This is a genomic window from Metabacillus flavus (assembly GCF_018283675.1).
Taxonomy (GTDB): Bacteria; Bacillota; Bacilli; order Bacillales; family Bacillaceae; genus Metabacillus_B; species Metabacillus_B flavus.
In genome coordinates this window covers 1,858,422-1,881,991 of the sequence record NZ_JAGVRK010000001.1, presented here as the reverse complement: position 1 = coordinate 1,881,991, position 23,570 = coordinate 1,858,422, and the positions used below count along the sequence as shown (strand labels likewise).

General features: G+C 43.5%; 22 protein-coding genes. All 22 read right to left on the bottom strand.

The genetic code is table 11. The features are described from left to right. Window positions 1-109: 109 nt before the first annotated feature. The 22 genes from rpsO to J9317_RS09575 all read right to left on the bottom strand — a co-directional run bounded on the left by rpsO (window position 110) and on the right by J9317_RS09575 (window position 23,537). Window positions 110-379 carry a 30S ribosomal protein S15 gene (rpsO, locus tag J9317_RS09680; protein ID WP_035411804.1) on the bottom strand — a complete coding sequence of 90 codons (270 nt, stop codon included), beginning with the start codon at window positions 377-379 and terminating at the stop codon, window positions 110-112. 126 nt (window positions 380-505) lie between these two features. After that, window positions 506-1,450 (bottom strand): bifunctional riboflavin kinase/FAD synthetase, encoded by a 945-nt coding sequence (ribF, locus tag J9317_RS09675; RefSeq protein WP_211558165.1) that lies wholly within the window; start codon window positions 1,448-1,450, stop codon window positions 506-508. Window positions 1,451-1,500: 50 nt separating this feature from the next. Continuing rightward, window positions 1,501-2,409, bottom strand: coding sequence for a tRNA pseudouridine(55) synthase TruB (truB, locus tag J9317_RS09670; RefSeq protein ID WP_211558163.1), 909 nt, complete (start codon window positions 2,407-2,409; stop codon window positions 1,501-1,503). A 314-nt stretch (window positions 2,410-2,723) separates the two neighbouring features. Next, the gene (rbfA, locus tag J9317_RS09665) at window positions 2,724-3,077 is read right to left on the bottom strand and encodes a 30S ribosome-binding factor RbfA (protein ID WP_035411812.1); all 354 of its coding nucleotides are present in this window, start codon (window positions 3,075-3,077) and stop codon (window positions 2,724-2,726) included. A 15-nt stretch (window positions 3,078-3,092) separates the two neighbouring features. Beyond that, complete coding sequence (locus J9317_RS09660) at window positions 3,093-3,371, bottom strand: DUF503 domain-containing protein (RefSeq protein WP_211558160.1); 279 nt, start codon at window positions 3,369-3,371, stop codon at window positions 3,093-3,095. Continuing rightward, entirely contained in the window at window positions 3,368-5,599 is a 2,232-nt protein-coding gene (gene infB, locus J9317_RS09655) for a translation initiation factor IF-2 (RefSeq protein WP_211558158.1), read from the bottom strand. Before infB ends, J9317_RS09660 begins: the two co-directional genes overlap by 4 nt. A 19-nt stretch (window positions 5,600-5,618) precedes the next feature. Continuing rightward, window positions 5,619-5,921 carry a YlxQ family RNA-binding protein gene (locus J9317_RS09650; protein WP_211558156.1) on the bottom strand — a complete coding sequence of 101 codons (303 nt, stop codon included), beginning with the start codon at window positions 5,919-5,921 and terminating at the stop codon, window positions 5,619-5,621. Further along, the gene (gene rnpM, locus J9317_RS09645; RefSeq protein ID WP_211558154.1) at window positions 5,918-6,193 is read right to left on the bottom strand and encodes an RNase P modulator RnpM; all 276 of its coding nucleotides are present in this window, start codon (window positions 6,191-6,193) and stop codon (window positions 5,918-5,920) included. Before rnpM ends, J9317_RS09650 begins: the two co-directional genes overlap by 4 nt. A 12-nt stretch (window positions 6,194-6,205) precedes the next feature. Continuing rightward, window positions 6,206-7,315: a transcription termination factor NusA gene (gene nusA, locus J9317_RS09640; protein ID WP_211558152.1), complete on the bottom strand. Its 1,110-nt coding sequence runs from the start codon at window positions 7,313-7,315 to the stop codon at window positions 6,206-6,208. A 72-nt stretch (window positions 7,316-7,387) separates the two neighbouring features. Then, window positions 7,388-7,864: a ribosome maturation factor RimP gene (gene rimP, locus J9317_RS09635; RefSeq protein ID WP_035411830.1), complete on the bottom strand. Its 477-nt coding sequence runs from the start codon at window positions 7,862-7,864 to the stop codon at window positions 7,388-7,390. A 462-nt stretch (window positions 7,865-8,326) separates the two neighbouring features. After that, window positions 8,327-12,643, bottom strand: a complete 4,317-nt coding sequence (locus tag J9317_RS09630) for a PolC-type DNA polymerase III (RefSeq protein WP_211558149.1) — start codon at window positions 12,641-12,643, stop codon at window positions 8,327-8,329. Between the two features lie 163 nt (window positions 12,644-12,806). Continuing rightward, window positions 12,807-14,507, bottom strand: a complete 1,701-nt coding sequence (locus J9317_RS09625; protein WP_211558147.1) for a proline--tRNA ligase — start codon at window positions 14,505-14,507, stop codon at window positions 12,807-12,809. A gap of 35 nt (window positions 14,508-14,542) precedes the next feature. Next, window positions 14,543-15,802 carry an RIP metalloprotease RseP gene (gene rseP, locus J9317_RS09620; RefSeq protein WP_211558146.1) on the bottom strand — a complete coding sequence of 420 codons (1,260 nt, stop codon included), beginning with the start codon at window positions 15,800-15,802 and terminating at the stop codon, window positions 14,543-14,545. A 13-nt stretch (window positions 15,803-15,815) separates the two neighbouring features. Then, window positions 15,816-16,967: a 1-deoxy-D-xylulose-5-phosphate reductoisomerase gene (locus J9317_RS09615; RefSeq protein WP_211558143.1), complete on the bottom strand. Its 1,152-nt coding sequence runs from the start codon at window positions 16,965-16,967 to the stop codon at window positions 15,816-15,818. 41 nt (window positions 16,968-17,008) lie between these two features. Beyond that, a complete protein-coding gene (locus J9317_RS09610) occupies window positions 17,009-17,800 on the bottom strand; it encodes a phosphatidate cytidylyltransferase (protein WP_211558141.1) in 792 nt (263 codons plus the stop codon). Window positions 17,801-17,813: 13 nt separating this feature from the next. Further along, window positions 17,814-18,593 (bottom strand): undecaprenyl pyrophosphate synthase, encoded by a 780-nt coding sequence (gene uppS / locus J9317_RS09605; protein ID WP_211558139.1) that lies wholly within the window; start codon window positions 18,591-18,593, stop codon window positions 17,814-17,816. A 128-nt stretch (window positions 18,594-18,721) separates the two neighbouring features. Then, a complete protein-coding gene (gene frr, locus J9317_RS09600) occupies window positions 18,722-19,279 on the bottom strand; it encodes a ribosome recycling factor (RefSeq protein WP_211558137.1) in 558 nt (185 codons plus the stop codon). A gap of 1 nt (window position 19,280) precedes the next feature. Then, window positions 19,281-20,003 carry a UMP kinase gene (gene pyrH, locus J9317_RS09595; protein ID WP_035411860.1) on the bottom strand — a complete coding sequence of 241 codons (723 nt, stop codon included), beginning with the start codon at window positions 20,001-20,003 and terminating at the stop codon, window positions 19,281-19,283. Window positions 20,004-20,175: 172 nt separating this feature from the next. Next, window positions 20,176-21,057: a translation elongation factor Ts gene (gene tsf / locus J9317_RS09590; protein WP_211558135.1), complete on the bottom strand. Its 882-nt coding sequence runs from the start codon at window positions 21,055-21,057 to the stop codon at window positions 20,176-20,178. A 104-nt stretch (window positions 21,058-21,161) separates the two neighbouring features. Further along, window positions 21,162-21,887, bottom strand: a complete 726-nt coding sequence (gene rpsB / locus J9317_RS09585) for a 30S ribosomal protein S2 (protein ID WP_035411866.1) — start codon at window positions 21,885-21,887, stop codon at window positions 21,162-21,164. A gap of 153 nt (window positions 21,888-22,040) precedes the next feature. Beyond that, a complete protein-coding gene (locus J9317_RS09580) occupies window positions 22,041-22,508 on the bottom strand; it encodes a helix-turn-helix domain-containing protein (protein ID WP_211558133.1) in 468 nt (155 codons plus the stop codon). A gap of 261 nt (window positions 22,509-22,769) precedes the next feature. Then, complete coding sequence (locus J9317_RS09575) at window positions 22,770-23,537, bottom strand: FliA/WhiG family RNA polymerase sigma factor (RefSeq protein WP_211558131.1); 768 nt, start codon at window positions 23,535-23,537, stop codon at window positions 22,770-22,772. Window positions 23,538-23,570: the final 33 nt, after the last annotated feature.

Here is a 23,570-nt window from a genome sequence, read left to right as displayed (position 1 = left end):
TGGACAGTTCTGCGCTGCGGCAGAAGCCGCTCATGCATCAAAACTTCCTCTGCGTTCCCTTTTCTTTCATTTGCATTAAAAAAGCGGGAATGCTCCCGCTTTTTCGAGATTAACGACGTAATCCCAGCTTTGTGATTAACTCGCGGTAACGAGTTACATCTTTATTACGCAGGTAAGTTAGCAAGTTACGGCGTTTCCCTACCATTTTCAATAGACCGCGACGTGAGTGGTGGTCCTTTTTGTGTGTGCGCAAGTGATCGTTCAAAGTGTTAATCTGTTCAGTAAGGATAGCAATTTGGACCTCTGGAGATCCAGTATCCGTATCATGAGTTCTGTACTCATTGATCAGATCATTTTTGCGTTCTTGTGTGATAGCCATCCTGTTCACCTCCTAATTTCTATAATCCCCAATTACCGAGCAAGCGTCGGTGACTCGACTTGCCAAGCAATGGTTTAAAAGTTACAAGCATAAGAATACTACTATTTAGGATAAAAAGCAAGCGGATTATGATTGCATGAGAAAATATTCTTCAGCAGCCTGCTTGTCTTTAGCAATCTGTTCGATTAATTCCTGAACTGAGCTGAATTTTTGCTCGCTCCTTATCCGTTTGTACCAGTAAATCTCTGCATGCTCCCCATAAATTTCCTTGCTGAAATCAAAGATATGAACCTCTACACTGGGCTTAGGAAATCGTTCTTCATGAAAGGTCGGTTTGTATCCAATGTTGCAGACACCATTTAAAAGCTGGCCGTCCACTCTCACAGCTACCGCATAAACACCGGTCGGAGGAGTGATATACCCTTCCTGCAGGCTTATATTGGCTGTCGGGAACCCAATCGTCCTGCCCCGTTTCTCTCCATCGATGACCGTACCTTTACCCGAATAGGCTCTGCCAAGCAATTTTGAAGCATATTCAACATTTCCATTCCTTATGACTTCACGGATCAAGGTTGAACTGATTTTCCTGTCAAAATCCTTAAGCTTTGGAACCGTCGTCTGCTCAAATTGCCCCCGGGAGTGAAAAGGCATTGACTCCATTGTGCCCTTTCCGAGCTTGCCATAACTGAAATCAAAACCTGCAACAACATGCTTGACATTGAGTCCGATTATATACTGATCAATAAATTCCTGAGGCTCAAGCGCTGAAAAAGCTTCTGAGAACTCCACTATAAACAAATAATCTGCGCCAAGTTTATCAATCATTTCAATTTTATCTTCTAATGGTGTAATTGCTTCCGGAATCTGCTGTTTTCTCAGGACAACGGAAGGATGAGGATGAAAGGTCATGACGCCCCATTTAAAGCCGTTTTCATTCGCTTTATCACGGGCTGTCTGAATGACCGCCTGATGACCTTTATGTACTCCATCAAAGTAGCCCAGCGCCAGGACCGTTTCACTTATTTCTGATTTCTTTATTTGATGCGGATGCGAGATCTTGAACGTTTGCACGAAATCCTTCACCTTTTCTTATAAGCCGGAAGCTCCGGCTATCATATGAATTAGTCAATAAAAAGTACTTTTGCCGGTTTAAACGACGGTTTTTCCGGGTGCTTCTGATAAATTGCCAGACATACACCCTGTTCATCATAAACGGCAACACGCGTTTCAGGATCAATATCTTTATGGTCTTCAGGGACCGGCAGCACCGCGCCATTTTTCACTTTCTCTGCTAATGTATCATTTATCACCCATTTCGGCAAATGATTGAGCGCCTCGGAAATCGGGATTAAATGTAGAGTTTCATCAGCAAGTTTTTGTTCGATCTCTTCAAAGGTTAAGCACTGATCCAGCGTAAATTTGCCTGAAGCCGTGCGAATCAGATGGGACATGTGGGCGGGCAATCCGAGCTTTTCCCCTATCATCACAGCAAGAGTCCGGACATACGTGCCTTTGGAGCAGTGCACCCTGAAACGGAAGGATACAGTTGAATTTTGCTGACTGATTGGAGATATTCTTTCAATAGAGTGGATGGTGATCAATCGGGATGGACGCTCCACCTCAATTCCCTTCCTTGCATACTCGTATAATTTCTTCCCGTTTATTTTAACTGCAGAATACATAGGGGGTATTTGTTCAATTTCTCCAATAAATTCTTTCAGAAGATCATCGATCAATTTATCCTCCGGCTTCTCATCTACTGCAGCCTTCTGCACGACTTCTCCTGAAGCATCTTCAGTAGTTGTTGAAAAACCGAGTGTTACCTCTGCTTCGTACGTTTTGCTTGAAGCGGTTAAATATTCAACGATTTTAGTCGCTCTGCCCATGCAAATCGGCAGGACTCCGGTAACATCCGGATCAAGCGTTCCTGTATGGCCTGCTTTTTTTGTCTTGAACAGTTTTCTGGCTTTATAAACGCAATCATGGGATGTGAGTCCCGCCGGTTTGCGGACTAGTAATACGCCATCCATTTTGCACCTGCTTTCTTGATTATTGAAGGCTGTTTTCGGATACTTTTCTGGATTGGGAATGGCTCATTTGTGCTCCAGGATGCTCGGCATTCCTTGCTGGACGCTTGCAATGCGTCTCTATGCTCATACCTTTCCCGCTGCTCACACAGGAGTTTCAAACCTTACGCTCCCACAACCCAAAAGAGATGTTGTTCAAAAGAGAGTTATTAAAAAAGGATGGCCCTTTGCACGGGCATTCCCGCTCTGCAGGGGCACAGCACTGTGCCTCCATCGTTGCAGAGAGAAAGAATTCCGTGCAGGCCATCCTTTTCCGGTCAATCTTCCTTATCAGAATGATTGATTTCGTGGATCAACGTCTCGATACGATTTCCATAATCAATGGATTCATCGAATTCAAACTGTATTTCTGGTGTTTTTCTAAGGCGGATCCGCTGTCCGATTTCAGACCGGATAAAGCCTTTAGCTGTTGCAAGGCCTTTAAGCGTATTTTCGCGCTGTTCTTCATCGCCCAGAACGGAGATATAAACTTTTGCTATTTGCAAATCCCCTGTTACGCGGACGTCTGTTACGGTGACAAATCCGATTCTTGGATCTTTTATTTTACGTCCGATGATATCGCTCAATTCTTTTTTCATTTGCTCACCGACACGTGTTGATCTGATACTCATATAATCACTCCATCCTTATAACCATTCATACACGGTTAAGGTTCTTTCTATTTCCGGAAAGGAGTCGATAAAGGCAAGAACCCTGTTCAGCTCCTTTTCCGTATGGGCTTTATCAGTAGAAATGGCTACAATGCCTATTTTGGCTCTTTGCCAGGAATCCTGATAATCCAACTCGGAAACGGCAACATTATATTGCTGCTTCACCCGGGTTAAAATCCGTTTCATGACAGACCGTTTGTCCTTTAGGGAGAAGGAATCATGAATCATCCATTCACAGTGGACAAATCCAATCACTTGCGCTCGATTTCCTGCATTACGTAAGCTTCAATAACGTCGCCTTCTTTAATGTCATTATAGCCTTTAATGGTGATTCCGCACTCATAGCCTTGAGCAACTTCCTTCACATCATCTTTAAAGCGTTTCAGTACATCTACTGTACCTTCAAAAATGACAATGCCTTCGCGGATTAGGCGCATTCCGCTGTCACGGGTGATTTTTCCGTCGGTTACATAACCGCCGGCAATCGTACCAATTTTGGAAACTTTGAATGTTTGGCGCACTTCAACCTGACCGATAATTTTTTCTTCAAATTCAGGATCAAGCATCCCTTTCATTGCGGATTCAATTTCCTCAATTACTTTATAGATGATGCGGTGCAGGCGGATATCGACTTTTTCAGCATCTGCCGCTCTCTTAGCATTTGCATCCGGACGCACGTTAAACCCGATTACAATACCATTTGAAGCGGATGCTAGCATGATGTCGTATTCTGTAATCGCTCCAACTCCGGTGTGAATAATTTTAACTTTCACACCTTCTACTTCAATTTTCTGTAAAGCAGAAGCAAGTGCTTCGACAGATCCTTGAACATCGGCCTTAACAATCAGATTGATATCTTTTACATCGCCTTGTTTAATTTGTTCAAACAGATCATCGAGGCTAAGCTTGGATTTTTCACTGCGCTGTTCAACCTGCTGTTTTTGCGAGCGGGCTTCACCAACCTGGCGTGCCTTTTTCTCGTCAGCAAATACCATAAACTGATCGCCTGCTTGCGGCACTTCATTCAGTCCGGTGATTTCAACCGGTGCTGACGGACCTACTTCTTTCACACGGCGGCCAAGGTCATTGACCATTGCACGTACACGCCCGAATGTATTACCGACAACTATAGGGTCCCCAACTTTTAATGAACCATTTTGAACTAGGAGGGTTGCAACCGATCCGCGTCCTTTATCCAGCTGTGCTTCAATAACGGTACCAGTCGCACGAAGCTTAGGGTTCGCTTTTAATTCCTCTACCTCACTGACAAGGAGGATCATTTCAAGGAGATCATCAATTCCATCTCCCTTAAGAGCGGAAACAGGAACGAAGATTGTTTCTCCACCCCAGCTTTCAGGAACGAGACCGTGCTCCGTTAATTCCTGCATCACGCGGTCAGGATTGGCACTAGGTTTATCCATTTTATTAACGGCAACGATAATCGGAACCTCTGCTGCTTTAGCATGATTGATGGCTTCAACCGTTTGAGGCATGACACCGTCATCTGCTGCAACAACAAGAATGGTAATATCCGTTACCTGAGCTCCCCGCGCACGCATAGTTGTGAACGCGGCATGTCCCGGAGTATCAAGGAAGGTGATTTTCTTGCCATTTGTTTCAATTTGATAAGCCCCGATGTGCTGCGTAATTCCTCCGGCTTCGCCTGCTGTTACTTTTGTATTGCGGATGGAATCAAGAAGGGTTGTTTTACCATGGTCAACGTGTCCCATAATTGTAACAACCGGAGGACGAATTTGATGATCCTCTTCTTTGTCTACTTGATCGTAGCCTTCAAATTCAGTTACATCGAAGTGGATTTCCTCTTCCACTTCAACTCCGTACTCACCTGCAATCAGTTCAATCGTATCTTTATCGAGATCCTGATTAATTGTAGCCATAACTCCAAGCGTCAACAGTTTTTTGATGATTTCTGAAGGCTCTTTGTAAAGTTTTTGAGCAAGCTCGCCAACTGTTAATGAACCTGTGAATGTAATTTTGCTTGGCAGCTCTTTTTTAGGTTTTTCTGCTTGAGGTGTAAATGTGCGCTGATTATTGTTTCTGTTTCCGCCTTTTTTCTGGCTGCTGTTGTTATTGTTTCTTCTGTTTTGGTTCATGCTGTTATTCCTTCCGCTCTGCGGTCCCTTTTTATCCCCTGGGCGCTGCTGGGAGTTTTTCCTCTGGTCGGAAGAAGGACGGCTTTGATTATTTGATGTGGTTGATGTTTTTTTCATTGACGCAGACTGATCGCCGCTTGATTGAGAATTAATGGCTGCATTCCCCTTCCCGGCTGATTTAGGAGCCGTACCCTGACTTTTTGGCTTGCTGTTTGAAGCGAATTTCTGATTCAGTTTCCCTACATGTGCATCCTCGATCATTGCCATGTGATTGGAAACCTCTACATTGATATCCTTCAATGCGGAAATGACATCTTTGCTTGACACATTGTGCTGTTTTGCGTATTCATATACTCTCACTTTTGTCATGTGTTCACCCCCAAGATATTTAATCGAGCAAGTCCTTCAGTTTCGCAGCAAAACCCTTTTCGGTCACTGCTACTACTACTCTTGCATCCTTGCCGATTGCATGTCCAAGCTCATAGCGGCTTTCTACATGTACGACTGGAGTGTTATAGGAGCGGCATTTATCCGTCACTTTTTTTCTTGTATTGTCGGATGCATCTTTTGAGAGCAGAACCAGTTTTGCCCGGCTTTGACGAACTTCTTTAATAACGAGTTCTTCACCGGAAATGACTTTTCTTGCCCGATAGGCCAATCCAAGCAGAGATTTCCATTGTTGCTGATTCATGAATTCTTGCTTTCAGCAAGCTGAATCAGCTCATCATAGATGGCATCTTCTACTTTTGTTTTAAGCTGATTGGATAGAATGTTCTTTTTTTTGGCCAGTAAAATAGATTCCTTATCCAATGTAATATAAGCGCCGCGTCCATTTTTTCTGCCGGATGCATCTACAGAAACATCACCTTCAGAAGAACGGACCACACGGACCATATCCTTTTTCGGTTTCATTTCACCGGTAGCTACACATTTGCGTAAAGGAATTTTTCTTCCTGGGTTCATCCGGTTCACCTCTTACTCGTCTTGAAAATCGTCAGCAGACTCGTACTCAGCCTCTTCCGCATTCTTTGTTTCACTAAGTAAACCAAGCTTTTCTGCGTCGGTTTCGCTCTTGATGTCTATTTTCCAGTTAGTCAGCTTTGCAGCAAGCCTAGCGTTTTGACCGCGCTTTCCGATTGCCAGGGAAAGCTGGTAGTCAGGTACGATAACCGTCGTTGCTTTATCGTCCTCGTTTACCTTTACTTCAACCACTTTGGAAGGACTAAGTGCATTGGCAACAAATTCAACGGGATCATTAGACCAGCGTACAATATCAATTTTCTCGCCTTTAAGTTCATTCACAATCGCCTGAACACGCTGCCCTTTTGGTCCGACACAAGAGCCGACCGGGTCTACTTCCGGATTTTCTGAGTGAACGGAAATTTTGGAGCGGTCTCCCGCTTCTCGTGCCACGGATTTAATTTCCACCGTTCCATCATAAATTTCAGGAACTTCAATTTCAAACAACCGCTTTAGCAGACCAGGGTGTGTCCTAGAAACAAAAATCTGAGGACCTTTTGTTGTTTTCTCAACCTTAGTGATGAAAACCTTAATCCGGTCATGCGGCTTATACTGTTCATTCGGCATCTGCTCATTAACAGGCAGCAGAGCTTCGATTTTTCCAAGACTCACATAGATAAATTTAGAATCAATGCGCTGTACGATCCCTGTCATGATATCTTCTTCCCTGTCAATAAACTCGGAATAAATGACTCCGCGTTCTGCTTCTCTTACGCGCTGTGTCACCACTTGTTTCGCAGTCTGTGCGGCAATTCTTCCAAAATCTTTCGGTGTGACTTCCATTTCAACAATATCGCCTACTATGTAGTTTGGATGAATAGCCTGCGCTTCGCCTTCAGAAATCTCCAATCGTGCATCAAATACCTGGTCTACTACATCTTTACGGGCAAATACCCTCATAGTGCCTGTATCGCGGTTTAAATCGACACGCACATTTTGTGCCTGGTTAAAGTTCCGTTTATATGCGGATATTAATGCAGCTTCAATTGCTTCAATAATAATTTCTTTGCTGATCCCTTTTTCTCTCTCAAGTATGGTAAGGGCATCTAAAAGTTCACTGCTCATTTTTCCTATTTCCCCCTTAATCATCACCGGCCGTTTTAGAGCGGTTCGGTTACTGATAAAATAATGATGGACTTAAAAATTGAAGGAGACTGCTAATCTTGCAGCGGCCACTTTATCATATGGAATGACCACTTCTTTTTTTCGTGTTTTTACGGTAATTAATACAGTTACATTTTCTCCGTCAAAGGATTGAAGAATGCCTTCAAAAACTTTTTCCCCGCCTATCGGTTCATACGTTTTCACATTTACGTTTTTCCCCACGGCTTTATGGAAGTCAGCATCCTTTTTCAAAGGACGTTCTGCTCCGGGAGAAGAAACCTCGAGAAAGTAATTATGAGTGATTGGATCAATCGCATCCAGTTTCTCGCTCAACCGCTCGCTCACCATTCCGCATTCTTCAATATCTACACCTTTGTCTGAATCAATAAATACGCGAAGGAACCAGTTTTTTCCTTCTTTTACGTACTCGACATCGACTAATTCCAGATCCAGTTCTTCAAGGATTGGAACGGCTAGTTCGCTGACTGTATCTGTTACTTTTTTACTCATTCTCTTCCTCCTTGTAATTCCAGGAAAGTTTACAATAACGGAACAAAGCGCTGCCCCCATTTTCAAGTACCTTAAATAGGGGTGCGGACCTTGCAAAACTCTTTATCCTTACTTAATTAATGCTCAATTACATACGTTAGTAAACGCAATAAAGCGGAGTCCGTTATTGCAATAGGAGCTTCCGCGGAATGATGCAAATGAAAGGACAGCAAATGCAGAATCGCGGCTGTTGAAAAACCCTGCCATAACAGCAGGGAATCAAGTCGTTCAACCATTAAGTAAACACACATACTGCAGCAGGAGAAAATAACCAGCGTTGAACGGGATGGAACAAATGTTCCTGTACCCAAAACGAAAGAGTGGGTTGCCCCACTCTCTTTGCCTCTGCTATTGCAGCATTTCCAATAAAAATATACCATAACCAGAATTTTATTGCAAATGAAGGAAGAATCTAAGCCCCAGTTAAAATAGGGATAGCTGATTTTGATCTGGAAGAGCTTCAAGGCACCCATGGTTATCCAAATACTCAATAATGGTTTTGGAAATCCTGCCCCTTTGCTGAAGATCTTCTTTGGACAGGAATTCTCCCTCTTCCCTTGCTTTTACAATATTCAGCGCAGCATTAGTTCCAAGTCCCGGAATTGCATTGAATGGCGGAATCAATGTTTCCCCCTCAATAACAAATTCACTCGCTTGTGACTTATATAAATCAACCTTTTGGAAAGCATAGCCTCTTGCACACATTTCCAGGCACAGCTCCATAACGGTCATAAGGTTTTTCTCTTTTGGACTTGCTTCAAGCCCCTTGGCACTGATTTCTTCAAGTTTCGCTTTTATAGCAGCTGCTCCTCTGGCCATAGCATCAACATCAAAGTCATCTGCTCTTACTGTAAAGTATGCAGCATAATAGAGCAGGGCGTGATGGACTTTAAAATAAGCGATTCTTACAGCCATCAGAACGTAAGCTGCGGCATGGGCTTTCGGGAACATGTATTTAATTTTCAGACAGGATTCAATATACCATTTTGGTACATTGTTATTTCTCATTTCTTCTACCATTTCTGGAGTCAATCCTTTTCCTTTACGGACGGACTCCATAATCTTGAAGGCAAATGAAGGCTCGAGTCCCTGATAAATTAAGTACACCATAATATCATCCCGGCATCCGATTACTTCGCTTAAGTTGCAGATATTATTATGAATCAGCTCCTGTGCATTTCCAAGCCATACATCCGTACCATGGGAAAGCCCTGAAATTTGAACAAGCTCAGAGAAAGTCGTCGGTTTGGTGTCTTCGAGCATCTGACGCACAAATTTCGTCCCAAACTCGGGGATACCCAGTGTGCCGGTCTTACACATAATTTCTTCCTCGGTTACGCCCAAAGATGAAGTGCCGCTGAAAATTTTCATGACTTCCGGATCATCCGTGGGAATCGTCTTCGGATCAATTCCGCTTAGATCCTGCAGCATCCGAATAACGGTTGGATCATCGTGTCCCAGGATATCAAGCTTGAGCAGATTATCATGGATAGAGTGAAAGTCAAAGTGTGTGGTTTTCCATTCGGATCCCGCTGCATCCGCAGGAAATTGAATAGGCGAGAAATCATAAATGTCCATGTAGTCCGGGACAACAATAATTCCCCCGGGATGCTGGCCGGTGGTCCGTTTCACTCCGGTACAGCCCTGAACGAGCCGGTCAATTTCTGCACCCCTAAAGTTCAGATTATGATCACCCGCATATCCTTTCACATAGCCGTAAGCCGTTTTTTCAGCAACCGTGCCGATTGTTCCAGCACGGAAGACGTTATCTTCCCCGAATAGCACCTTCGTATAGTTATGCGCTCTCGGCTGATATTCACCTGAGAAGTTTAAGTCGATATCTGGAACTTTATCTCCTTTAAATCCAAGGAACGTTTCAAATGGGATATCATGCCCGTCTTTCCTATATGCTGTTCCGCATTTCTCACAATCTTTATCAGGGAGGTCAAAGCCTGAACCGACCGACCCGTCATTAAAGAATTCGGAGTGTTTGCACTTCGGACATACATAATGAGGCGGCAGCGGATTAACCTCGGTAATTTCGGTCATCGTAGCGACGAGCGAGGACCCGACTGAACCGCGCGACCCTACAAGGTATCCGTCATCGAGAGATTTTTTAACCAGTTTGTGTGAAATGAGATAGATAACGGCAAAACCGTGGCCGATGATGCTTTTTAATTCCTTTTCAAGTCTGGCTTCAACAATCTCAGGCAGGGGTGTCCCATAAATGCTTTCAGCCATCTCGTAGCTCATCTGCCTGATTTCCTCATCCGCGCCTTCAATTTTAGGTGTGAACAAGTCATCTTTAATCGGCTTTACATCCTCAATCATATCTGCAACAGCGTTTGAGTTTTCCACAACAATTTTTTTTGCTCTTTCTTCTCCCAAAAAGGAAAAACTTTCGAGCATCTCATTGGTTGTTCTAAAATGAACATTTGGATGTTCATGGCGATTGAGAGGATTCGCTCCGCCTTGAGAACTGACTAGAATTTTCCTGTAAATTTTATCTTCAGGATTCATGTAATGCACATTGCCGGTAGCCGCTACAGGCTTTCCGAGCTTGTCTCCAAGATCGGCTATCTTTGTGATAATCTCGTGTAATGCTTGTTTGTCCCGGACATACTCCAGATCAATTAAATGCTGATACACTTCAGGCGGCTGGATTTCAAGGTAATCGTAAAACTTAGCTGTCTCCTCCACTTCTTCCGGGGATTTCTGCATCATCCCCTCAAAGACTTCTCCTTTATCACAGCCAGATCCTACGAGTATGCCTTCTCGATGCTTTTGAAGGACAGATCTTGGAATCCGCGGTACGCGGTAAAAGTACTGAATATGCGATAAGGATACAAGCTTAAAGAGATTTTTCAGCCCAACCTCGTCTTTTGCCATAAGTGTCGCATGGAATGGTCTTGAGCGCTGAAACGCGTTCCCCTGCCCCATATTATCGTTCAATTGGTCATGATACTGGATTCCCTTTTCCGCAGCATCTTTCAGCATTTTCAGCAAAAGATAACCCGTCGCTTCCGCATCATAAATCGCTCTATGATGCTGGGTCAGTTCGATATCAAACTTTTTGCAAAGCGTATTCAGTCTGTGGCTTTTAAGATCAGGATATAAGAAGCGTCCAAGCTCGAGCGTATCGATTACAGGATTTGCTGCTTTATCCTCCTCCAGCAGCCGGGTATAAGCTACATTTAGAAAGCCCATATCAAAGCTTGCATTATGCGCGACAAGAATGTCGTTTCCTGCCCACTCTTTAAACTCCTGCATGACGTCTTTTACTTCCGGAGCATTTTTAACCATATCATCGGTAATTCCTGTCAAATCGATGGTTGTAGCTGACAGCGGATGATGAGGATTGGCAAACCGCTCAAAGCGGTCAATGATTTCCCCGCCTTTAATTTTTACTGCCGCAAGCTCGATCACTGTATCATAAACAGCTGATAATCCTGTTGTTTCAACGTCAAAAACGACGTATACGGAATCCTCGAGCAGGCGGTGATCATCGTTATAGGCAATCGGCACTCCGTCATCAACAAGATTCGCTTCAATTCCAAAAAGAACCTTCAGACCGTGTTTTTTCCCTGCTGAATAGGCTTCCGGAAATGACTGCGCTACAGCATGATCTGTTATCGCGATTGCTTTGTGTCCCCATTTTGCTGCCTGCTCTGCCAGCCGGCTGAAGGAGGTCACTGCATCCATTTGACTCATCGGGGAGTGAAGATGAAGTTCTACCCGTTTTTCATCTTCTGGAGCTGTATCCATTCTCAGCTTAGGCTTAACTTCATTAATATCATTGGCGATCATGACAAGATCGCGTACGAATGTATCATTTTGCACGCTTCCTCTTGCTTTAATCCACATTCCCTTTTTAATGGCATTTAACAGTGCTGCATCTTCTTTATCCCGGGCAAACATTTTGACAAGCATGGAGCTCGTGTAATCGGTAATTTTTATTGTAGCGAGGGTTCGGCCGCTTCTCAATTCTTTTGTTTCTGCATCAAACACATACCCTTGTATCGTTGTCCTTCTCTCTTCGTCCACAATCGTTTCCATCGGAACGACTTCTTCATCGTCTTTAATTTGATACCCGATGACGATTGGCCCGGATGGAATATCTCCCGCCTGATCCTCTTCTTCTTTCTTCTGCATTTCTGTTAAAGCTGCAAGTGCGCGTTCCTGATCTTCCAGTAGCTTTTGTTCATTAAACTTTTGAAGATCCGCTTCGGAAAACGTAACCTCGGTATCAACTTGAAAGAGCGGAAAACCAAAGGATTGAAGGCTTTCCTGGATAAGAGCGGTGTATTTCCTTTTAATCGTTGCAGCTTCTGTATCATTTCTCGCGCTGATTATCAGCTTCATCCCTGTTAATTTTGGAATCTGTTCTGACAGAAGGGATAAAACAGGAGGCGAAATCCCTTCAATTTCTCTCAGGCCCGCCATCCAGTATTCCTGGAGAAGCATTTCACTGGCTTCCGGATTTGACACCTTAATGGAAAAGGTGACGGATGCTATGTGAGAGAACGCCTTAGCAAGACTAGAATGGAAAAGCTGGTAAACTTCAAAGGGTAAAATGTTTGATAGCTCAAAATCGAAATGCCATCTTTTTTGCTGCTTATGGACAGTAAGTTTCCCTATTGAAGCATGCTCAAAATAAGGAACAATTAGGTCATCCGTCATCTGAAGCTGCTGAAGCAGCAGCTGAAACCTCTTACGCTGTTCAGTTAGTTTTTCTTCCAAGTCTCCCGCTCCTTCCCTCTCAAAATGGAAGGGTCTGACCGCTAAGCAGCCAAACCCTCTTTTATCTTTTTAATAAGCTTGTCTTCTGATTTTCTGCAATCTACAGATGGTCAAATATCAGCAATATGCTTATCATAGCCTAATTAATTTACTTAAGCTGAAATTATTTTCCTAGCAGACGGCTAATTGTCTCCGCCAGCTCGTCCACTGGAACATCCAGCTTTTCGCCGGTTTTGCGCACTTTCAATTCAACGATATTTTCTTCAGCGCGCTTGCCCGCTGTAATCCGGATTGGAAGTCCGATTAAATCTGAATCAGCAAACTTCACTCCCGCTCTCTCGGCCCGGTCATCGAACAGGATGCTGTATGTCTTTCCAAGATCCGCATATACTTTTTCAGCCAATGCAACCTGGGCATCAGACTTCATATTGGCAGGGACTACATGCAGGTCAAAGGGAGCGATCTGCTCAGGCCATACAATTCCGTTTTCATCATTGAACTGTTCAACGATTGCAGCAAGGGTTCTGGAAACTCCAATTCCGTAGCAGCCCATAATCATCGGCTGGGAACGTCCATTTTCATCGAGGTAGGAGGCATTCATATCGACAGAATAACGGGTACCTAATTTAAAAATGTGCCCGACTTCGATTCCGCGGGCAAACTGAATGGTCCCTTTTCCGTCTGGAGATGCGTCTCCTTCTTGAATGAAGCGCAGGTCTGCATATTGGCCAACCTTCAAATCGCGCTCAGCATCTACAGATATATAATGGAAACCTTCTTCGTTTGCACCGCAAACGCCATTCACTATTGCTTTTACTGCAGCATCTGCGACAACTTCGATTCCTTCAGGAACACCGATTGGTCCTATAAAACCAATTGGGCAGTTCAGCGCCTCTTTTGTTTCTTCAGGAGTCGCCAGTTCAACATTGCGTGCATCAAAAAGGTTTTTCACTTTAATATCATTAATTTCATGATCCCCTCTTGAAAGAACGAGAACCAATCGATCATCTGCTTTAAAAAGAAGGGATTTAATGCATTTCTCCTTCGCCACTTCAAAGAATTCGGCAACTTCCTCAATAGTTTTTTGGGAAGGTGTTTCTTTCTTTTCCAGCTCACCGCAGGTTTCATCGGAACGTGTGTATTCTGCAGTTACCGGCGCCATCTCTACATTGGCCGCAAAGCTGGATTGATCGGAGTATGCAATTGTATCTTCTCCAACTTCAGACAGCACCATAAATTCATGTGTGTCCTTTCCGCCCATTGCCCCTGAATCGGCGATCACGGCACGGAAGTTAAGTCCGCAGCGTTCGAAGATATTGCTGTAGGCAGTAAACATTTTATCATACATTTCATCCAGACTTTCATAGGAGGAGTGGAAGGAATAGGCATCCTTCATAATAAATTCACGGCCTCGCAGAATTCCGAACCTTGGACGCTTTTCATCTCTGAATTTTGACTGGATCTGATAAAGAGCGAGAGGAAGTCTTTTATAAGATTTCACTTCATCTCTTACAAGACTTGTAATCACTTCTTCATGCGTTGCTCCAAGCGCAAACTCCCTGCCATGTCTGTCTTTAAGTCTCATTAGCTCCGGACCGTAGGAATACCATCTTCCAGACTCCTGCCAAAGTTCAGACTGCTGCATCGCAGGCATCAAAAGTTCGGATGCCCCTGCTTTATTCATTTCATCCCTTACGATGTCCTGAATGTTTTGAAGAACTTTCTGGGCGAGCGGCAGATAGCTGTATATACCGCTCGTGTTCTGGCGGATGTAGCCAGCTCTAAGCAGGAGCTGATGGCTTTTAATATCGGCATCAGCCGGGACTTCTCTTAATGTAGGAATAAACATCAAACTTTGTTTCATCTAATTGCACCCCGTTTTAATAGATCGGCTAATTTTTATAAAAAGAATCTTTGGATGTCGTTCCACGTAACTACAAGCATAAGGAGCATAAGAAGCGCAAATCCGATAAAATGAACGATGCCTTCCTTTTGGCGGTCAATCGGCTTCCCGCGGACTGCTTCAACAAGGAAAAACATAAGCCTGCCTCCATCAAGTGCAGGAATCGGCAGAAGGTTCATGATTCCAAGATTGATGCTAAGAAGCGCTGTCCATCTAAGAAGGTTTTCAAAGCCGGACTGTGCAACCTGGCCGGTTACATCATAAATGCCCACCGGTCCGGAAAGCATGTCAATAGAAAATTGACCTGTTACAAGCTTTCCTAGGCTTACAAGTATTTCTTTCGTGTAAAACAGGGTCTGGGTTGCCCCATTCTCAAGAGCAGTAAAAAAGCCTTTTTCCATAGGTGCATAGGAACCTACGCGGCCAATGATCTGCTCTCCGGCTTTCTCAGCTTTAGGAACGACCTGGATTGTTTGCGGCTTTCCATCCCTTTCAATTGCGAAGGAGAGCTCTTTTTCCGGACTAGTACTGATGATTTTTGTTACATCTGTCCAGGTTGTGACAGGCTTGCCATTGATTGTTTTAATTACGTCGCCTTGCTTGATGCCTGATTCGATTGCTGCACCGTCTTTTGTCAGCTCGCCGAATATTGGTTTATCCATAGGTGAACCCTGGATCAGTCCTAATCCGAATAAGACAACAAACGCAAGGACAAAGTTCATTAAAGGTCCAGCAATAATCGCTGCCGTTCTCTGCCCCAGGGTTTTGGAACCGAATTGACGGTCATATGGAGCAATTTGGCTTTCTTGTCCATCAGCAACAAAGAATGATTTTTTTGCGACAGTAAAATGCTGCAGACGGTCCTCTTCGCCTTGCTCATACCCCGTAATTTTCATAGCTTTTTCAACGTCAGCATGTTCTACTTCAATGATTCTTGCTTTTGGATACTTTTCTTTATTGTTTAAAATAATCTTTTCGACTTCGTCTTTTTCGTTGAAAAGAAGTCCGATATGATGACCGGGTTTCACTTCAATCATCTCAGGATCTTCTCCGGCCATTCTTACATAGCCGCCGATTGGAAGAAGACGGATCGTGTAGACTGTTTCATTTTTTTTATAAGAGAAAATCTTTGGTCCGAATCCGATTGCAAACTCCCGGCATAAAATTCCGGCGCGCTTGGCAAAAACCAAGTGGCCCAGTTCGTGGAAAAATACTAGAGCTCCAAAAATCAGAATAAACGCGATGACCGTATTCACTTGCATACCACCTTTAGTTTAATAGGGACCTTACAAAAGCTCTGGCCTCTTGATCCGCATGCTGAATGGCTTCAAGATCCGGATTTGTGATGATGCTGTGAGCTTCCAGTGCCTTTTCAATCTTATTCTCGATATCAAGAAATTCGATTCTGCCTGCTAGAAATTGAGCAACGGCTTCCTCGTTGGCTGCATTTAAAACGGTCGGCATTGTCCCTCCCATTTTACCTGATTCATAGGCAAAATGTAAGCATTTGAAGCGCGAGAAGTCTGGCTTTTCAAAATGAAGCTTTCCATGCTCCCAAAGGTTTAAGCGTTTTGTATTTTGTAAAGGGAGACGTGAAGGATGTGTCAGTGCGTATTGAATTGGCACTTTCATATCCGGAGAACCAAGCTGTGCCTTCACACTGCCGTCTTCAAATTCAACCATAGAATGGATGATGCTTTCTTTATGAAGCAGCACATCAATATTTGAATATGGAATTCCGAACAGCCAATACGCCTCGATTACCTCTAGCCCCTTATTCATCATTGTAGCCGAATCAATGGTGATTTTAGCCCCCATAGACCAGTTTGGATGATTAAGGGCTTCTTCAACCGTAACTCCTTTTAATTCTTCTCTGGAGCGGTCCCGGAAACTGCCGCCTGAAGCTGTCAGGATAAGTCTGGTAATATCAGCAGCATCTTCCCCTTGCAGACATTGGAAAATGGCTGAATGCTCGCTATCCACCGGCAGAAGTGCCGTTCCATTTTTCCGTGCAGCTTCTGTGACGATATGCCCGGCTGTTACAAGGGTTTCTTTATTAGCCAAAGCTACGGTCTTTTTTGATTCAATAGCCTTTAACGTAGGAACCAGCCCAATGCTTCCGAGAAGGGCATTGACTGTAACGTCCGCATCCGTGTGCACAGCTGCTTCGATATTGCCCTCTTCTCCGTAAGAAAAAGAAATACCCTCTCCGCTGAATTCGTTTTTCAGCTGCAAATAATCTTCTTTTTCTTTTACAGAGACAAATTTAGGCTTAAATTCTTTGATGGCTTCTCTGCCGGCTTCCATATTGGAGCCAAACGTTAGAGCTGTTAGCTCGAACTCTTCCGGATGCTCGCGGATCACTTCAAGGGTTTGAGCTCCGATTGATCCTGTAGCGCCTAAAAGACTGATTCTTTTCATGTTCTCTCACTCTCCAGTAGATCTCTCTTGTGTATTGGCATTTAAAATAGGACCAGCATGAAATGAAGGAGAGGAAGGACAAATAATAGACTGTCAAAGCGATCCAATATACCTCCGTGACCAGGAAGAATTTGTCCGGAGTCCTTCACATGATAATGCCTTTTCAGAGCAGACTCCACTAAATCGCCCACTTGTCCAAAAACAGACAAAAATATAGTGATTAAAGCTACAATGACATAGGAATGCACAATCGGCATCACCATCTCAAAAACAATTGAAACGGCCAGGGCGCAGAGAATACCTCCAAAAAAGCCTTCAATCGTTTTATTTGGACTGATTTCCGGCCAAAGTTTGTTTTTTCCGATTGCTTTTCCTATAAAATAGGCACCCGTGTCTGTTGCCCAGATAACGAGAAGGGCAAATACGATAAATTCCAGTCCTAAAGCTCTTGTCTCAATAAAGTAGTAAAATCCGATTCCGATATACATAACCGAGAGCAGCGAAAATCCTACATCATCAAAAGAAAAGCGGTTTTTCGTAATGACGGTATAAGTCAAAAAAAGCAGGACCCCAAGAAGGGCAACCTCTAATTTTGAAATATGTATGTTTCCCAAGACAATTATATGACTCGATGGGATGAGCAAAATCCACAAGAGCAGGATACTGACAAGTCCTGGAATGCTCACCATCTGAATTTTTTTCATCTTTAAAAGTTCGTAAAGGCTGATTGTGCTTAGAATATATATGGCAAAACTAAACGGGATTCCCCCCACAATGACAAAGGGCAGAAAGAGCGCTAGTGCCAGTACTGCTGTTATTATTCGCTGGATCATTTCTCATCACCTTCTATACTCCGCCAAATCTGCGGCCCCTTTGCTGATATTCAGCGATTGCGTGGATAAAGTCCTCTTCTTTAAAATCGGGCCATAGCACATTTGTAAACCAAAATTCGGTATACGCAAGCTGCCATAGCATAAAATTACTGAGACGGATTTCCCCGCTTGTCCGGATCAGCAAATCCGGATCCTGCAGCGATTCCGTCATTAAATAAGTTGAAAAAAGCTCCTCGTTAATATCCTCTGTCCGAACTCTGCCTTTTTTTGAATCCTCAACAAGGCTTTGAATTCCCTTGACAATTTCTGTCCGGCTTCCGTAATTAAGAGCAAAATTTAAAACAAGACCTGTATTTACCGATGTTTCCTGGATGGCTTTTTCAACGGCGCTTAGCGTGTGCTTTGGAAGGCGGTCTGTTTCTCCCATGATTTTCACTTGTACATTCTCTTCGATTAATTCAGGAAGAAACGTCGTTAAGAACTCCTCAGGAAGTTTCATAAGATAATCCACTTCAATTTTGGGTCTTTTCCAGTTCTCAGTTGAAAATGCATAAAGTGTTAGAGCGCTCACACCCAGCTCACTGGCAAGTTTAGTAATCTTTCTGACCACCTTCATCCCCTCGTGATGGCCAGCCATTCTGGGCAGTGCACGGTTTTTAGCCCATCTTCCATTCCCATCCATAATGATAGCGATGTGAGGAGGGATTGGCCCGTCGATTACATCTTTTTTTGTATATGTATGATTGGCGGAAGGCGAAACTTCCCTTCTGCCCCTTCTGAAAAAGTTAAGCATGTGATTCCTCCATCACCCGGCAGCTAATGGTTCTTAGCAATCCCTAGCCGTGTTAACAGTATTAACAAAAAAACCCCCTGTAAACGTTAGAGGGTCTTTTGCACACTTCTATTTTACATAGAAAAACGTTAAACTTCCATGATTTCTTTATCTTTGTCTTTAGCGATTTGATCCAGCTTGCTAATATAGCTATCTGTCAGCTTTTGAACTTCATCCGAAAGTCCGCGCAGTTCATCTTCTGTCATGTCGCCATTTTTCTCTGCTTTTTTCAAATCATCATTCGCATCGCGGCGGATATTGCGGATTCCAACCTTTGCTTCCTCTGCATACTTTTTAACCAGTTTGCCAAGCTCACGGCGTCTTTCTTCCGTAAGAGCCGGAATAGCAATACGTACAATTGATCCGTCATTAGTCGGGTTAAGACCAAGATCTGCTTTCTGAATTGCTTTTTCAATATCGCCGAGAGCCGACTTATCGTAAGGAGTGATGATAAGCATACGCGCTTCCGGCACACTGATGGAAGCAAGCTGGTTCACAGGTGTTGGAGCTCCGTAATATTCTACCGTTACTTTATCAAGCAGGGATGCACTCGCGCGTCCGGCACGAACCGTAGCAAGCTCGCGCTGAAATGCGGATACTGCTTTTTCCATTCTGTCTTTCGCCTGATTAATATGCTGGTTTGCCATATTATTTCCCCCTCACAATTGTTCCGATGTTTTCGCCAAGTACGGCTCTTTTGATATTTCCCTCTTCCATAATAGAGAAAACAATTAGCGCTATATCATTATCCATGCATAGAGACGATGCTGTAGAATCCATGACAGCCAGTCCGTCTTTTAGGACATCTAAATAAGATAGCTCTTCATATTTAACAGCACTTGCGTCTTTAAGCGGATCAGCATTATATACGCCATCCACATTGTTTTTCGCCATCAGAATAACGTCTGCTTCAATTTCAGCGGCACGGAGCGCTGCTGTCGTATCGGTAGAGAAATATGGATTACCTGTACCTGCTGCAAAAATCACAACGCGTTTCTTCTCCAGGTGGCGGATGGCTTTTCTTCTGATATAAGGCTCTGCAACCTGTCTCATTTCAATGGAGGTTTGAACTCTAGTCTGAATGCCGAGATTTTCAAGGCTGTCTTGCAGCGCCAGGGAGTTCATGACGGTCGCAAGCATTCCCATATAATCCGCTGTCGCACGGTCCATGCCCATTTCACTGCCGACTTTACCGCGCCAGATGTTTCCGCCGCCCACGACAACAGCTACTTCCACATCCATCTCTGCAATTTCCTTTACCTGTGTGGCAATGGATTTAATAACGCTCGGATTGATGCCGAACCCTTGAGGGCCTGCTAAAGCTTCTCCGCTTAATTTTAAGACGATGCGTTTATATTTAGGATTATTCATAATAGCCTCCAAATCATATCATTAAAATTCCATTAAATAAGACAAGATGCTGATTTGTCAAATCCCCGACAATTCAGGCTTCGGGCTGACAAAGAGTTCCTGTCTTGAAAAAACGGGAACACTATCGTGTTCCCATTTTCAGTACATGTATAAATTCATTGAAACTAAAGGATTACTTGCGAACCTGGTTCATAACCTCTTCAGCAAAGTTATCCTGACGCTTCTCGATACCTTCTCCAACTTCAAAGCGGACGAAAGTTTTTACTTCAGCGTTATGAGAAGCAACAAATTGCTTCACTTTTTGATCTGGGTTTTTAACGAAGCTTTGGTCAAGAAGACAGATATCTTCAAAGTATTTACCAAGACGTCCTTCAACCATTTTCGCAACGATATTTTCAGGTTTTCCTTCGTTTAGAGCTTGCTGAGTCAATACTTCGCGCTCACGGTCAGCTTCTTCTTGAGAAACCTGGTCACGGCTGATGTATTTAGGGTTTACAGCAGCTACATGCATGGCAACGTCCTTTGCAGCACCCTCGTCTGTTGTTCCTTCAAGAACAGTCAGAACCGCAATGCGGCCGCCCATGTGAAGGTATGCTCCGAAAGCATCGCTGTCTGTTTTAGTAACAACTTCAAAGCGGCGAAGTGAAATTCTTTCACCAATTGTTGCTACAGCAGAGTGAATGCGCTCTTCTACAGATGAACCATTGTCCATTTTTGAAGCAAGTGCTTCTTCAAGGCTAGCCGGTTTTGCAGATAGAAGGTGTGATGCAAGCTCGCTGATTAGCGTTTTGAAGCCTTCGTTTTTCGCAACGAAGTCAGTTTCAGAGTTTACTTCAAGAATAACTGCCTCATTACCTTCTGTTTTAACAGCAGCAAGACCTTCTGCTGCGATGCGGTCAGATTTTTTAGCAGCTTTCGCAATTCCTTTTTCACGAAGGTAATCAATTGCCTTTTCCAAATCACCGTTAGTTTCTGTTAGCGCTTTTTTACAATCCATCATGCCTGCGCCAGTTTTTTCACGAAGTTCCTTTACCATTTGAGCAGTAACTGCCATGGGGAATTCCTCCTTAGATTTTAAAGTTATGTAATGAAATGCTTATTCTTTTAAAAAAAAGGCGATAAAAGGCCTTACCCTCTTATCACCTTTTTGTTTGCTCATTAAGCAGTTGTTGTTTCTTCTTCAGCAGCTTCTTCGCCTTCGTTGCCTTGTTTAGCTTCAAGGATTGCGTCAGCCATTTTACCAGTAAGAAGTTTCACCGCACGGATTGCGTCATCATTTGCAGGGATAACGTGGTCAATCTCGTCTGGATCACAGTTAGTATCAACGATGCCAATGATCGGAATGTTCAATTTGTGTGCTTCTGCAACAGCGATGCGCTCTTTGCGAGGATCGATGATGAACAGAGCATCCGGAAGGGATTTCATATCTTTGATTCCGCCCAGGAATTTTTCAAGGCGCTCAAGCTCTTTTTTAAGCTGAACAACTTCTTTTTTAGGCAGAACTTCGAATGTTCCGTCTTCCTGCATTTTCTCAATGTCTTTTAGACGCTTAATACGCTTTTGGATTGTTTCGAAGTTTGTAAGCGTTCCGCCCAACCAGCGTTGGTTAACATAGTACATGCCTGAACGCTGAGCTTCTTCTTTAACAGAATCCTGAGCTTGTTTCTTTGTACCAACGAATAGAATTTTACCGCCGTTAGCAGCCAATTCTTTTGTTACGTTGTATGCTTCTTCAACCTTTTTAACTGTCTTTTGAAGGTCGATGATGTAGATGCCGTTACGCTCTGTAAAGATGTAACGTTTCATTTTTGGGTTCCAGCGGCGTGTTTGGTGACCGAAGTGAACACCAGCTTCAAGCAATTGCTTCATTGAAATTACTGACATGTTAATTTTCCTCCTAATGGTTTTTCTCCTCCGCTTTACATCATTTCCAAGCAAAACTGAATGAACAGCACCGATGCTTGAATCTGTAAGCGTGTGTATTAACACCAAGAGAAAATATACCATAGTCAGAGATCTTAATCAAGCTTTTGTTCACTAATTTTGACGAAATTTAAGAAGGAGCTCGACCTCTGTCTTGCCTTTATCCGTTTGCTTTGCAATTTCTTCTATAGAATATCCTTTTTCATGCAGGGTGACAACCTCATCTGTGCTTTTCAATGCCCGTGAAGTCCATTCAATGGAATCTTCCAGTTCTTCCGCATGCTTAAGGTGTTTCGGAAGGGGGTCTTCATGAACAGCCTGTTCATCCGATTCTCCCTTTTTTTCAAAAATCGGCTCTGCTTTTCCAGGTGCTGAGTTTCGGTCCAGAGCTCCTATAAAGCGATCATGTTCTTCCCTCTGTTCCAGCATAAAGGCTGCAAGAAGCTGTTCTGTTTCTTCGAGTATTGACTCCTGTTCGTTCTTAGTCTGCTTTAAGGATGAGACCTTCATAAATAGCAATAATATAAAATAGAAGGAAATGATATGAAGAAGGATGCTAGCGAAAGTAAGAATACCGTTCATGGTTGCCCTCTTTCTCTTTATTTTCATTAAAGGGTATGGTAAAGCATGATGATGTTGATTTTTTAACACCTGTTGATTGGGGCGGAGGGCGTGAGACTCTCTGGTGCAAAGCGCAGAGGAGGTTCATCGGCCTTTCTGCTCCAGCTGAAGGTCTGCAGCGGAAATCAACAGCCAAGTTTAACAGAGCTTCATAAAAAAATGAGGCGCTGCGGACATGTTTCTGCAATGAATGGCAGCATAATGTCTGAAACGCCCTGGTGTTTAGTTCAGGAATTTTTCCATAATTCTTCTCAATTTAAATAAAGCTTTAGAATGAATTTGCGATATTCTCGATGTAGACAGCCCCATAACATGTCCAATTTCTGTTAAAGTCAGCTCATCTTTATAAAATAATGAAACGACCAGCTGTTCCTTTTCTGAAAGCTCGCTGATTACTTCCGAGAGCTGTCCGATCATTTCCTGTTTTAGAATGCTGTCTTCAGGGGTTTCGCTCCGGTCATCCTTAATAGCCATCCCTATATAGTCCCCATCATCATGGTCAGGCAGGTACTCATCAATCGATAATACATTAGCAAAAAAACCTTCATTGACTGCTGAAAGCACCTCATCCTCTGAAATCCCCATCTCATGGGCAATTTCTCCAGGGGTAACATTCCTCAAGTATTTTTGTTCCAATTTCTCGATGACAGTCTCTACCCTTTTCGCTTTTTCACGGGAGCTTCTCGGAAGCCAGTCTTCTTTTCGAAGCCCGTCAATAATCGCTCCCCTGATACGAAATGAAGCATAAGTATCGAATTTCAAATCTCTCCCGGGATCAAACTTTTCAAGTGCATCATATAGACCATACAGCCCAAGACTCATTAAATCATCCCTGCTGACTGTCTTTGGAAGTCCGACAGATATTCTTTGAACATGAAATGTAACAAGCGGTGTATACCTCCTGATTAGCGCATCTCCAGCTAAAGGATCTCTATTACTCACCCATTTATTCCATATCTGCTGTTCTTCTTTGCCTGTCAATTGAGTCATAACCTTTCCCCCTAGTGCCTATGGCCTTTCTTA